At 71.4% G+C, this 12,746-nt stretch carries 10 protein-coding genes; 5 read left to right on the top strand and 5 right to left on the bottom strand.

What is annotated here, in order from left to right; genetic code table 11:
* Window positions 1–22: 22 nt before the first annotated feature.
* The 5 genes from SALPAC2_RS27540 to SALPAC2_RS0112650 all read left to right on the top strand — a co-directional run bounded on the left by SALPAC2_RS27540 (window position 23) and on the right by SALPAC2_RS0112650 (window position 5,054).
* Window positions 23–196, top strand: a complete 174-nt coding sequence (locus SALPAC2_RS27540) for a hypothetical protein (protein ID WP_018217028.1) — start codon at window positions 23–25, stop codon at window positions 194–196.
* Window positions 193–3,597, top strand: a complete 3,405-nt coding sequence (locus tag SALPAC2_RS0112665) for a sensor histidine kinase (protein WP_018217027.1) — start codon at window positions 193–195, stop codon at window positions 3,595–3,597. Before SALPAC2_RS27540 ends, SALPAC2_RS0112665 begins: the two co-directional genes overlap by 4 nt.
* Window positions 3,597–4,004 (top strand): roadblock/LC7 domain-containing protein, encoded by a 408-nt coding sequence (locus SALPAC2_RS0112660; protein ID WP_026184686.1) that lies wholly within the window; start codon window positions 3,597–3,599, stop codon window positions 4,002–4,004. The genes SALPAC2_RS0112665 and SALPAC2_RS0112660 overlap by 1 nt, the downstream gene beginning before the upstream one ends.
* An 86-nt stretch (window positions 4,005–4,090) precedes the next feature.
* Window positions 4,091–4,456 (top strand): DUF742 domain-containing protein, encoded by a 366-nt coding sequence (locus SALPAC2_RS0112655; protein ID WP_018217025.1) that lies wholly within the window; start codon window positions 4,091–4,093, stop codon window positions 4,454–4,456.
* On the top strand, window positions 4,437–5,054 hold the full coding sequence (locus tag SALPAC2_RS0112650) for a GTP-binding protein (protein ID WP_018217024.1): 618 nt from the start codon (window positions 4,437–4,439) through the stop codon (window positions 5,052–5,054). Before SALPAC2_RS0112655 ends, SALPAC2_RS0112650 begins: the two co-directional genes overlap by 20 nt.
* 88 nt (window positions 5,055–5,142) lie before the next feature.
* On the opposite strand, the gene SALPAC2_RS0112645 is transcribed toward SALPAC2_RS0112650, so the two are convergent.
* From SALPAC2_RS0112645 to SALPAC2_RS0112625, 5 genes are read right to left on the bottom strand one after another with little or no spacing between them, the layout of a single operon-like run.
* A complete protein-coding gene (locus SALPAC2_RS0112645; RefSeq protein ID WP_018217023.1) occupies window positions 5,143–6,231 on the bottom strand; it encodes a uroporphyrinogen-III synthase in 1,089 nt (362 codons plus the stop codon).
* Complete coding sequence (nirD, locus tag SALPAC2_RS0112640) at window positions 6,232–6,576, bottom strand: nitrite reductase small subunit NirD (protein WP_018217022.1); 345 nt, start codon at window positions 6,574–6,576, stop codon at window positions 6,232–6,234.
* The gene (nirB, locus tag SALPAC2_RS0112635) at window positions 6,573–9,086 is read right to left on the bottom strand and encodes a nitrite reductase large subunit NirB (protein WP_018217021.1); all 2,514 of its coding nucleotides are present in this window, start codon (window positions 9,084–9,086) and stop codon (window positions 6,573–6,575) included. Before nirB ends, nirD begins: the two co-directional genes overlap by 4 nt.
* On the bottom strand, window positions 9,083–10,519 hold the full coding sequence (locus tag SALPAC2_RS0112630) for an FAD-dependent oxidoreductase (RefSeq protein ID WP_018217020.1): 1,437 nt from the start codon (window positions 10,517–10,519) through the stop codon (window positions 9,083–9,085). The genes nirB and SALPAC2_RS0112630 overlap by 4 nt, the downstream gene beginning before the upstream one ends.
* Window positions 10,516–12,663: a molybdopterin oxidoreductase family protein gene (locus SALPAC2_RS0112625; protein ID WP_080636916.1), complete on the bottom strand. Its 2,148-nt coding sequence runs from the start codon at window positions 12,661–12,663 to the stop codon at window positions 10,516–10,518. The genes SALPAC2_RS0112630 and SALPAC2_RS0112625 overlap by 4 nt, the downstream gene beginning before the upstream one ends.
* Between the last annotated feature and the right edge of the window lie 83 nt (window positions 12,664–12,746).

The raw sequence follows: 12,746 nt of genomic DNA, 5'->3' as shown, positions 1-12,746 counted from the left end.
CGTTGTTGAATTGGTGGCATTCGTGGCCGGCGGCATCGACCAGCCGGCCTCGGGCCCTTTCTGGCTCCAGCTCAGCTTCCCAAAACCGGTCTCGTCTGATGAAATCGCGGCCGTGCCGCGCGTGGTTTCACTTCTGCTGGACCAGACCTGGGTCGGCGGTTCAGGCGTGGATGGAACGACGGAGGCGATGTCGTGAGCACCAGACCGACGACCCTGCCCGCAAGCGGCGACATTGACCAGCCGAAGCGGCGTTGGCTGCCGCGGCCCCGTAAAGCGCGAATCCGCTCGAAGTTGGCGTTGATCCTGGTCGTGCCGGTCGCCGCGGTTATCGCGCTGGGCGCTGTTCGTCTGATCACAGTGGGCGAGGGTGCGTACGACGCCACGCGGGCCAAGGCGCTCACCGAACTTTCCATCGACATCTCCGCCCTCGCCCAGGACGTGCATATCGAACGAATGGCTGCTGCGGCCTATATCGCTTCGGTGGAAGAGACGGAAGCGGCCGCTGCCGCCTACAACCTGCGGGTGGGTGATACCGACGAGCGGGCACAGGCATACCGGGAGGAACGCGAGCTCTTCGAAGAGCTGCCCGCCGCCGTCAGTGACCAGGTGGCGGCCATCGACGGACACCTCGATGAGCTGGACGCGATTCGCCAGCAGGTGCTGGAGCGTAAGTCGACGGAGGTCGCCGAGTCGACGTTGCGCTACAGCGCCATCCTGGCCGACCTGGTGGCCTTCAGCGACGGCCTCGCTCAGCTACCCGGCGACGAGCAGCTGACAGAGAACCGGCGGGCGGTTGCCGCCTTCGTCCGGGCCAAGGCGGCAGTCGCCGAGGAGGAGTCCGTCGCCTACGCCGCGTTGAGCGCCGGCCGGGTCGACGAGGAAGAGTACGCCTCCTTCGTGGCGACGTTGACCAGTCGGAAGCAGGCACTGCTCGCCTTCTCCCTCGCGGCGGACCCGCCGCAGCACACGCTCGCGGAGAACGCCATCACGGGCGACGCGGTCGCCCTGTCCGATCAGGTCGCCGCGGACATCACCCGCTCGGTCGGGCAGCAGCCCCGGGTCGGCGCCGAGGAGGCCAGCGCCGCCATCAGCGCTGTCCATGACCTCATGCGGTCTGCCGAGGTTGGGCTCCAGGAGCAGTTGCTCGACGAGACGGAGCAGTACCGTGCGGAGGTCGTCCGGCAGGCCTTCATCGAGACGCTGCTGGTGTTGGTGACCCTGATAATCGCGATCACTCTCGCCGTGGTGCAGGCCCGTTCGCTGGACCGCTCGCTGCGCCGGCTCCGGGAGGGTGCCCTGGCCGTGGCGAACCATGATCTACCGGAAGCGGTACGTCGCCTGCAGAGCATTGAGGCGGTTGATGAGGGCGGGATCAACGAAATTGTCCGGGAGATTCGTGAACCGATCCGGTTGAGCAACCAGGACGAGGTTGGTCAGGTCGCTGTCGCCTTCAACCTGGTGCACCGGGAGGCCGTCCGGGTGGCGGCGGAGCAGGCCGCGCTGCGGACCAGTGTCTCGACGATGTTCCTCAACCTGGCCCGCCGGAGTCAGACGCTGGTCGACCGCATGATCGGAGAACTGGACGCGATCGAGCGTGGTGAGGAGGACCCGAAGCGGCTGGCCCGACTCTTCGAACTTGATCACCTGGCCACCCGAATGCGCCGCAACGACGAGAACCTGCTGGTCCTCGCGGGAGCAGACTCGACCGTACCGCGGCGGGAGGATGCTCTCCTGGTGGACGTGCTGCGGGCCGCCCAGTCCGAGGTCGAGTTCTACAACCGGATCGAGTTCGGCACCGTTGACACGGACGTGTCGGTGGCCGCAAACGTGGTCAATGACGCGGTCCGGCTCGTCGCCGAACTACTCGACAACGCCACCCGGTTCTCGCCGCCGAACACCACAGTGGTCGCTGACGGGCGACGGATCCGCGACTACGTGCTCATCCAGGTCGAAGACCGGGGTCTCGGCCTCTCCGACGAGCAACTCGACTCGCTCAACCGGCGATTGGCCGAGCCGCCGAGCGTCGATGTCGCGGCGTTCCGGCTGATGGGCCTCGCCGTGGTGAACCGGCTCGCTGAGCGGCACGGCATTCAGGTCGAACTACGGCGCAACGTTGAGGGTGGCATCGTTGCCCAGGTAACCCTGCCGACGGCCGCGGTTGTGCTGCCCGTTGATCACGGGGTCGCCCAGCTCACCGGAGCGCGTCAGCCACTCGCGGTGGAGCAGGGCCGGTCCACCTCGGTCGGCGTTGGTGACCCGATGGCGGGTGCCACGCGGGCCGCCACCCTGCCGGAGCAGCGGCAGCCCGAGCCAGCCCTACCGAAGACGCTGGTGTCGGCTGATGCCGGTGTGGTGGCGGAGCCGGCTGGTGCGAGCACAACGCGGGAGCCGGCTGATGCCGGTGTGGTGCCGGAGCCGGCTGGTGCGAGCACAACGCGGGAGCCGGCTGATGCCGGTGTGGTGCCGGTGTCCCCTGGTGCGAGCACAACGCCGATGTCAGTCGCCGGGGCGACCGAGACTTGGCCCAGCCTCAGCGCTGTGGGCCAGCCCGGTGAAGCAGGCAGCGCGGCGTACCCACTGCCCCAACGGAGCCCGGAGCCGTCGACTGCGGCCTTCCCCACCGTGGCCGCCACCCCACCGCCGTCAGTTGACCCGCCATCAGCCAAGGCGCTCGCCACCGACAGCGCACTGACCGGTGGGCTCGGCGCGGACCTGGCCGCCACCGCTCCGATCGCCATGGCGCCCTCGTCCGCGCCACCGGTGGAGGTGCCAGCGGAGGCGCCGATCTTCCGGGAGATGGAGGCGGTCTGGTTCCGGACACACGGCAACGATGCGACCGCTATCTTCACCCGGCCGGACTTCGACGGAATGGCGCCGGGCCCGTCCGGGACGGCAAGTTCCACGGCCCCGCCGCAGCTACCCACCCGGGTGCCCAGAACGACGACGCCTCCGCCGGCCACCACCCCGGCGCCGTCGTACTCCGTCGCTCCCACTTCCTCATCCGCCGGACTGCCGCCGTCGACCGTGCCGCCACCGGCCGCGCCGCCGTCGACCGTGCCGCCACCGGCCGCGCCGTCGCCGACCGTGCCGCCGACGAGTGCGCCGCCGGCTGCGCCGCTGGGTGCGCCGCCGGCCAGTGCGCCGTCGCCGACCGTGCCGCCGACCGTGCCGTCGCCGACCGTGCCGCCGGCCAGTGCGCCTCCGCCGGCTGCGCCGCCGGCCAGTGCGCCGCCGACGAGTGCGCCGCCGGCTGCGCCGTCGGCCGTGCCGCCGACGAGTGCGCCGCCGGCCCCGCCGAGCGCCTCCGGAGCTCCGGTCGGCGAGGGCAATGCGTGGCGCACCGCCGCGGATGAGGGTTGGAGCCGGGCCAGTCAGGCTGCCGAGCCGACCAACGGTGGTACCACCCGTTCCGGCCTGCCGAAGCGAGTGCCAAAGGCGCAACTCGTACCCGGCGGGATCGAGTCCCGGACCCGGAAACGGACCCGCCGGGCGCCGGACGAAGTCCGCGGCCTGCTGTCGGCATATCACCGTGGCGTGCAGCGCGGCCGTGCGGCCGGCTCGGACCCCAACAGCACTTCGAGCAAGGAGACGAGCTGATGAACAGGCCAGCAACCATGCAGGACATGGGTTGGCTGCTCAGTAACTTCGCTGACAGCGTGTCGGGCATCGCCCACGTGGTTGCGGTGTCCGCCGACGGGCTGCTGCTCGCCTCGTCCCGGGACCTGCCCGCGGACCGTGCAGATCAGCTTGCGGCGATCACCTCCGGTGTGGTGAGTCTGACCGACGGTGCGTCCCGCATGTTCAGCGCTGGCGGGGTGCTGCAGACGGTCATCGAGATGGACAGCGGCTACCTCTTCCTGATGTCCATCAGTGACGGCTCGTCGATGGCGGTGCTCGCTGCCCGCAGCTGTGACGTAGGCCAGGTTGGCTACGAGATGGCACTCCTGGTGGAACGGGTCGGTGCCGCGCTGGTGCCGCTGCCTCGGGACGCGGTTTCTTCGTGATCATCGAGCTCCGGGCAGCGCCATCTGAGGAGAGCAGATCCGGCGCCGAAGGGGCGCAGGTCGGGCGAGAGGGGAGGTGACAGCGGATGGAAGGTCGGCGGACCGAACCGCGTGGGGCGCTGGTGCGTCCGTATGCGGTCACTCGGGGCCGAACGGAGCCGCGGCGGGACATCACCCTGGAAGCGGTGCTGTCCGCGAGCGCTACGGCGGTTACCGAGTCACGTTTCGCGGGGCACGACAAGCACCGTATCGCGACGATTTGTGAGGGCCGGGCGCAGTCGTTGGCGGAGATCGCCGCATACACCCGGATGCCCCTCGGTGTTACCCGGGTGCTGGTGGCCGACATGGTGGCCGAGGGCTTGCTGACGCTACACACTGCCGCTCCCACGATGGGGTTTGTGGAGCGGATGAACCTGCTTGGAAGGGTGCTAAGTGGACTTCGCGAACTATGACCCCGCCGGGGCGGGTCGGGAGATCACCTCCGCGAAGATCGTCGTTGCGGGCGGTTTCGGCGTGGGAAAGACGACGCTGGTCGGCGCGATCTCGGAGATCACACCACTGACCACCGAGGCGGTCATGACCGCCGCCGGTGTCGGCATCGACGATCCATCCAAAGTGCCGGGCAAGGAGACAACGACAGTTGCCATGGACTTTGGCCGGATCACCATGGCGCAGGATCTGATCCTGTACCTGTTCGGTACGCCCGGCCAGACTCGGTTCTGGTTCATGTGGGACGAGATCATCCGTGGTGCGGTTGGCGCGGCCGTCCTGGTGGACACCCGCCGGATCACCGATGCCTTCGCCCCGCTGGACTACTTCGAGAACCGTAAACTGCCGTACGTGGTCGCGCTCAACCGGTTCGACGGCGCCCCCGACTACGAGTTGGAGGAGGTGCGGGAGGCGCTCGCCATCCCGGCGGACGTGCCGCTCGTGCTGACCGATGCGCGCAGCCGGGACTCGGTCAAGAAGGTGCTGGTGACCGTCGTCGAGCACGCCATGAGCCGCCTGCAGGCGGAGCACGATCGCGGTCACCCGACTCCGGTCGGGTGAGCCGGCGCCGGTGGAGCGGTACCCCGGCATCGGTCTGCGAGCCCGGCCCGCCACCTAGCTGCGGGCCGGGGCTGCGGCGGCGGTCGCGTCAGTCGACCCGGAGGCGGTAGCCGCGCTTCACCACCGTCTGCACCACGCCGGGGGCCCGCAACGCGGCGCGTAGCCGAGCCACCGCCATCTCCACCGCGTGTTCGTCCGCCCCGCGCGGCAGCGTCTGGAGCAGCGCCGCTCGGGACAGGACCCGCCCCGGGGACGCTGCCAGTCGCCGCAGCACCGCCATCGGGCCCGGCGCCAGCGGTCGCAGCTCACCATCGACCACGGTGGCGTGCCCACGCAGGGTGAGTAGGTGACCGGCGGCTTTCAGGGTGACCGCGCGCCGCGGTAGCTCCGCCACGATCGTTCGGACCAGAGCGCCCAGCCGGGCCCGCTCGGGGGCGCTGACCGGCACCCCCCGCCGCCGTAGCGGCTCCGCGGTCACCGGCCCCACGCAGCTCGCCAGCACCGGACCCCGGAACGCGTCGAGCACCCGGTCGGCCCGGCCCCCGGCGGCGTGCAGCAACGCCTCGGCGGCCGGTGCCGAGGTGAACGTCACCGCGTCCACCATCCGGTCGGCGACCAGGTCGATCAGTCGATGCAGTGGGGTCGGGTCGGTCGGCGGGGCCCAGCGGTAGACCGGCACCGCGACCACGGTCGCGCCGGCGGCTACCAGCGCCCTCGTACACTCGGGCTGCGCTCCGCCGTGCAGCTGCATGGCGATTACCTGGCCGGCAACCCCCCGGTCACGCAGGTGTTGCACCACCTCGGCGCAGCTTTCCGAGCCGGGCGACCATTGGTCGTGCAGGCCCGCGGCCCGGATCGCGCCGCGGGCCTTCGGGCCGCGGGCCACCACGTACGCTCCGCGCAGCGCCGCGCGTAGCGGCTCGGCCAGCCCCCAGCCCTCGGCCGCCTCCAGCCAGCCCCGCATCCCGATCCCGGTGTCGGCCACCAGGACATCCGGTGGTCGATCGAGGCATGCTCGCGTCGCCGCGCGCAGCTCGGTGTCGTCGGCGAGTGGCACGATCCGTAGGGCCGGCGCGAAGACCACCCGGGCCCCGTGCCGCTGGAGTAGCGCGGCCAGTTCCTCCCGACGCCGGTCGGCGGTCACCCCGACGGTGAAGCCGGCCAGTTCGTCGCGCATCTACTCCTCCTTTCGTAGCCGTACCTCGACCAGCCCGTCCTGACACCGCACCTCGTGCCGCCGGACCGCGACGCCCGGTCGGTCCAGGCAGTCCCCGGTACGCAGGTCGTATGCCTGTTTGTGCAGTGGGGAGGCGACTGTCGGGACACCGTCCCGGCTGCCCACGATGCCGCGCGAGAGCACGTACGCCTCGGTGACCGGGTCCTGGTTGTCGATGGCGAATAGGTCGTTGGCGGTACGGAACAGCGCAATCTGGACGCCGTCGACGAGCGCTGCCACCCCCCGACCCGGGTCCAGGCGGGTCAGTGGACAGACCACTGTCCACTCCTGCGGCTGCGCGGTCATCGCTGTACCTCCGGCATTCCCAGCCCGACGGGCTGTCGGTTCTCGGTCCCCCCGACCCCCGCCGGTACCCGTTGTCCACGTTCGGCGGTGAATCGGATTGAGGGGTCGGGCACCTCGGGAGCGTTGACGAACGAGGTGAACCGGCCCAGCAGGGCCGGATCATCGAGGACGTCGCGCCACTCGTCGGAGTACGCCCCCACATGTCGGGCCATCGCCGCGTCCAGATCGGCGCAGAGCCCGAGCGAGTCGTCCACGATGACGGCCTTGAGGTGCTCCAGGCCGCCGTCCATCGCCTCGATCCAGGCGGCGGTACGTTGCAGCCGGTCCGCGGTGCGGATGTAGTACATCAGGAACCGGTCAACCAGCCGTACCAGCGCCTCGGTGGTCAGGTCGGTGGCGAAGAGGTCGGCGTGCCGGGGCTGGAATCCGCCGTTGCCGCCGACGTAGAGGTTCCAGCCGGCGTCGGTGGCGATGATGCCGAAGTCCTTGCTGCGGGCCTCGGCGCACTCCCGGGCACAGCCGGAGACCGCCGATTTCATCTTGTGGGGGGCGCGGAGCCCGCGGTAGCGCAGCTCCAGCGCGATGGCCAACCCGACCGAGTCCTGCACCCCGTATCGGCACCAGGTGGACCCGACGCATGACTTCACCGTCCGCAGTGCCTTGCCGTACGCGTGGCCGGACTCGAAGCCCGCGTCGACCAGCCGGCGCCAGATCTGCGGCAACTGCTCCACCCGTGCACCGAACAGGTCGATGCGCTGCCCGCCGGTGATCTTCGTGTAGAGCGCGAAGTCCCGGGCCACCTCGCCGAGCACAATCAACTTCTCCGGGGTGATCTCGCCACCGGGGATTCGGGGCACGACCGAGTAACTGCCGTCCCGCTGCAGGTTGGCCAGGAAGTGGTCATTGGTGTCCTGTAGCGACGCCCGCTCGCCGTCGAGGAGGTGCCCGGTGCCGAGGGAAGCCAGGATCGACGCCACCACCGGTTTGCAGATGTCACAGCCATCGCCGCGGCCGTACTCGGCGATCAGGCTGGAGAAGGTGCGGATCTCCCGGACCCGGATGAGGTCGAAGAGTTCCTGGCGGCTCACGTCGAAGTGTTCGCAGAGCCCGCGGGACTGCCCAACTCCGGCGGCGTCGAGTAGCTGCTGGAGCATCGGTACGCAGGAGCCGCAGCTGGTGCCGGCCCGGGTGCACGCCTTCAACGCCGGCACGTCGGTCGCACCGTCGGCGATCGCCGCGTCCAGATCGGCGCGGGTCACCGCGTTGCAGGAGCAAACCTGCGCGGAGCTGGGGAGCGCCGCCGCCCCGGAGCCCGCTCCGGCCGGGGCGAGTAGCGCGAGTGGCGCGGCGGGCAACGCCTGCCCGACGCTGGCCCGCAACGTCGGGTACGCGTCGGCGTCGCCGACCAGTACGCCGCCGAGTAGCGTCTGCGCATCGTCGGAGAGGACCAGCTTCGCGTACACCCGGGTGGCCGGATCGGAGAAGGTCACGTCGAGACAGCCCGGGGTGGTGCCGTGGGCGTCGCCGAAGGAGGCGACGTCCACGCCGAGCAGCTTCAGCTTGGTGGCGGTGTCCGGTTCGGAGACGGTGGCCGCCCCACCGACCAGCCGGTCGGCCACCGTTTCCGCCATCGCGTAGCCGGGCCCGACTAGGCCGTGGCAGGTGTCGTCCACGGCGGCGCACTCGCCGACCGCCCAGATCCGCTCGTCGGCGCTGCGGCAGGTGTGGTCAACCAGCACCCCGCCTTGGCTGCCAAGGGGCAGGCCGGCGGCGCGGGCCAGCTCGTCCCGGGGACGGATGCCGGTGGCGACAACGACCAGGTCGGCGTCCATCCGACTGCCGTCGGCCAGTTCCAGCTGGGCCACCGTGCCGTCCGAACCGGGGTGCAGCGCGGTGGTGGCGACCCCGAGGTGGCAGGCGACGCCCAGCTCCTCGACGTAGCGGCGCAGCAGCGCCCCGCCGGCGGTGTCCACCTGCAGTGGCATCAGCCGCGGTGCGACCTCCACGACGCTGGTGGCGAGCCCGAGTAGCCGCAGCGCGTTCGCCGCCTCCAGGCCGAGCAGCCCACCGCCGATCACCGCGCCCCGTCGGCGGCCCCGGGCATGCGCGCGGATCGCGGCCAGGTCGTCCAGGGTGCGGTAGGTGAAGACGCCCGGCAGGTCGGCGCCGTCGATCGGCGGGACGAAGGGGTCCGAGCCGGTGGCCAACACCAGCGCGTCGTACGGGTACTCAGCGTCGGTCGTCGTCACGACGCGTCGGGCCCGGTCGATCGCGGTGACCGATGTGTTGAGCCGCAGCCGTACCTGCGGATCCGGGGTGTGCAGGTTCAGTTCATCTGCGTCCACCCCGTCGAAGAGGGCGGAGAGACGCACCCGGTCGTAAGCGGGCCGGGACTCCTCGCCGAGCACGGTCACCCGCCACCGGCCCTCGCTGTCGCGGGCGCGCAACGCGTCCACGAACCGCTGCCCGACCATACCGTTGCCGACGACGACCAGCCGGCTATTTTTCATCGTTCCACCTCCGTGGATTCCACAGTGGAGAGCCAATCGGTGATGCCGGTGACCGCGTCCCGGCAGGAGCCGCAGCCCGTACCGGCGCGGGTGGCCGCCATCACCTCGTCAACCGTCCGCGCCCCGTTGCGCCAACTCTCCACCAGCGTTCCCTTGTTGACGTTGTTGCAGTGGCAGACCGTCGCCGCGGCCGGCATCAGCGCCGGTGTCGTGGCCGGTTCCGCCGGTCCCGGGCCGGGTGCCCGGCCGAGCAGCAGCGACCGCCGGTCGCTGGGCACCGGATGCCCCCGGTCGAAGAGCTGGATGACCGTACCGACGGAGGGGTTGTCGCCCACCAGGATCGCGGCGGTCAGCCGTTCGTGGTTGATTCGTAGCCGGGCGTACGTGCCACCGGCCGGGTCGGTGAAGGTCAGCTCCTCACCGGGGCCGTCGCCGGGGTCACCCATCGCCGCCAGGTCGATGCCGGCGGTCTTGAGCCGGGTCACCACCGGTCTCGGCTGGTATCGGGCCGACGGGTCCGTGCCGCTGAGTACCTGCGCCAGCACCCGTGCCTGGGCCCAGGCCGGGGCTACCAGACCGGTCAGGGTGTCGCCGTGTTGGGCGCAGTCGCCGATGGCCGAGATGCGCCGGTCGCTGGTGCGCAGCTGGTCGTCGACGAGGACCCCCTGCCGTACGGCCAGGTTGGCGGCGGTGGCGAGCGCGGTGTCCGGGCGTACGCCGCAGGCGAGCACCAGCAGGTCGGCGTCGAGCGACCGGCCGTCGGCCAGTTCGAGGCGGACGCCGCGGGAGTCGGCGAGCACGGCGGTGGCCGGTACGGCCAGCTGGGTGGTTACCCCGAGGTCGGCGAGCGTGTCGGCGAGCACGGCCGCCGCGGCCGGGTCGAGTTGCCGTTCCATCAGGTACGGCACCGGGTGCACCACCGTCACGTCGAGCCCGCGGCCGGCGAGCCCGCGGGCCGCCTCCAGGCCGAGCAGTCCGCCGCCGAGCACCAGCACGCGGCGGGCCCGGTCCGCAACCGCGAGGATGCGGCGGCAGTCATCGAGGGTGCGAAACGACACCACCCGCTCTGGTAGTTCCCCGCCGGTCAGCCCGGCCAGTGGGGGGACGACGGCGCGGCTACCGGTGGCTAGGACCAGGTGGTCGTAGTGGATCCGGTCGCCCCGGTCGGTGCGGACGGCACGGTTCTCGCGGTCGATGGCGGTGACGCAGACCCCGGTGTGCAGGTCGACTCCGTGTCCGGCGGCCTCGGCCAACTGCACGTCCGGCTCCCCGATCGCTCCAGCCAGCAGGGTGGAGAGCATGATCCGATTGTACGCCCTGTGTGGTTCTGTCCCGAAACCGGTTACCTTCTGGTCTCCGCCGCGGGCGGAGAGCTCACTCGCGAGGCGGGTACCGGCCATCCCGTTGCCGATGATCACGATTCGGTTGGTCACGTCGCCGCCACCTTCTCCACCCGGACCGCACAGATCTTGAATTCCGGCATCCCGGAGATCGGGTCGACGGCGTCGTTGGTGATCGTGTTGGCGCGGGCGGTGCCACCCCAGTGGAACGGGGCGAAGACGGTGTCCGGTCGAATCGCCGGGCTGAGCCGGGCCGGCGCGACCAGCTCGCCCCGGCGGGAGCGCACCCGGACCGGCTCGCCATCGGCCACCCCCAGCCGGTCGGCCACGTCCGGGTGCAGTTCGACGAAGGCCGTTGGCGCGGCCCGGTGCAGCGCGGGTACCCGGCGGGTCTGCGTTCCCGACTGGTATTGGGCGAGTACCCGGCCGGTGGTGAAGTGCAGCGGGTAGGTGGCGCACACCTGCTCCGCGGCGGGTCGGTGCTGCACGGCGTGGAATCGGGCGCGCCCGTCGGGGGTGGGGAACCGGTCGGCGAAGAGCCGCGGGGCGTCCGGCCCGTCGAGCTCCGGGCAGGGCCAGAACACGCCCTCCTGCGCGTCGATCCGCTCCCAGCTGATCCCGGCGTAGTCGGCGAGCCCGCCGGCCGAGGCCGCGCGGAGCTCCTCGAACACCACCTGTGGCTCGGGCGAGAGAGCGGGCTCCCGGTCCCGGTCGGTCGGGCGTCCGGGGCCCTGCTCCAGCGCCGTGGCGAGGGCGGCGAGGAGCTCCAGGTCGGTACGGACGCCGGGCGGTGGGGTGCGGAGCGCCCGCCGACGCAGGACCCGCCCCTCAAGGTTGGTCATGGTGCCGTCCTCCTCGGCCCACTGCGCGGTCGGCAGCACCACGTCGGCGAGGGCCGCCGTCTCGGAGCGCAGGAAGTCGACGACCACCAGCAGGTCGAGGTCGTGCAGGCGGCGCTCGATCCGGGCCGCCCGGGGCGCGGAGACCACCGGGTTGGAGCCGAACACCAGCAGGGCCTTCGGCCCGTCCGGGGTGCCGAGCGAGTCCAGTAGCCGGTAGGCGGGCACCCCGGGCCCCGGTAGCTCCTCCGCTGGTACGCCCCAGACCGCGGCGACGTGCTCTCGGTCGGCGGGGTTGTCGATGCGGCGGTAGCCGGGAAGTTGGTCGGCCTTCTGGCCGTGTTCCCGGCCGCCCTGGCCGTTGCCCTGTCCGGTCAGGCAGCCGTAACCGGAGCCGGGGCGGCCGGGCAGGCCGAGGGCGAGCGCCAGGTTCACGTACCCGGTGACGGTGTCGACCCCCTTGGCGTGTTGCTCGGCGCCGCGGGCGGTGAGGATGATCGCCCGGCGGGCGCCGCCCAGTGCTCGTGCGGTCGTCTCCAGATCGGCGACCGACACCCCGGACAGTGCCTCGGCGCGGGCCGGCCACCACTCCGCCACCGTCCGACGAACCTCGTCGAAGCCGGTGGTGCGGCTGGCGACGTAGCTGTGGTCCACGAACCCCTCGGTGAGCGCGATGTGTAGCAGCGCGTTGGCCACCGCCAGATCGGTGCCGGGTAGTGGCTGTAGGTGCAGGTCGGCCTGGCGGGCGGTGGCGGTGACGCGCGGATCCACCACGATCAGCCGCCCGCCCTGGCGGCGTTGCGCGGTCAGCCAGCGCACCAGTGGGGGCATCGTCTCGGCCGGGTTCGCGCCGACCAGCAGCAGGGTGTCGGCGGTGCCCAGGTCGGCCAGGGGGAAGGGGAGGCCACGGTCGACACCGAAGGCGCGCATCCCGGCGGCAGCCGCCGACGACATGCAGAACCGCCCGTTGTAGTCGATGTGTCGGGTTCGGAGCACCACCCGGGCGAACTTGCCCAGCGCGTACGCCTTCTCGTTGGTGAGGCCCCCGCCGCCGAAGACGGCGACCGCGTCCGGCCCGTGGTTGGCCTGGACGGTCCGGATGCCGGTAACGATCCGGTCCAGGGCCGCCTCCCAGCTCGCCGGGCGCAGCTCGCCGCTGGCCGGGTCGCGAAGCAGCGCGGTGGTGAGGCGATCCGGGTGGTCCAGCAGCTCGGCGGCGGTCCAGCCCTTCTGGCAGAGCCCGCCCTGGTTGGTGGGGAACCAGCGGGGAAGTACGGCCACCTCGTCGGCCGTCTCGCGCAGGGTCATCCCGCACTGGAGCGCGCAGTACGGGCAGTGTGTCGCCGCCTCGAGGTGGGGTTGTCCGGATGCGGTAGCGGGGCGCGTACCGTCTGTCATGCCGGTGAAGCGTGCCGGTAGGGGGTTTCCGGCCCGGTTCCCACATGTTTCGGTCCGGTCAAGTCGGACGCACCACCTCGGTG

Source organism: Salinispora vitiensis (assembly GCF_000378825.1).
Taxonomy (GTDB): domain Bacteria; phylum Actinomycetota; class Actinomycetes; order Mycobacteriales; family Micromonosporaceae; genus Micromonospora; species Micromonospora vitiensis.
The sequence above is the reverse complement of the archived record's forward strand: the minus strand, read 5'-3'. Positions and strand labels throughout refer to the sequence as shown.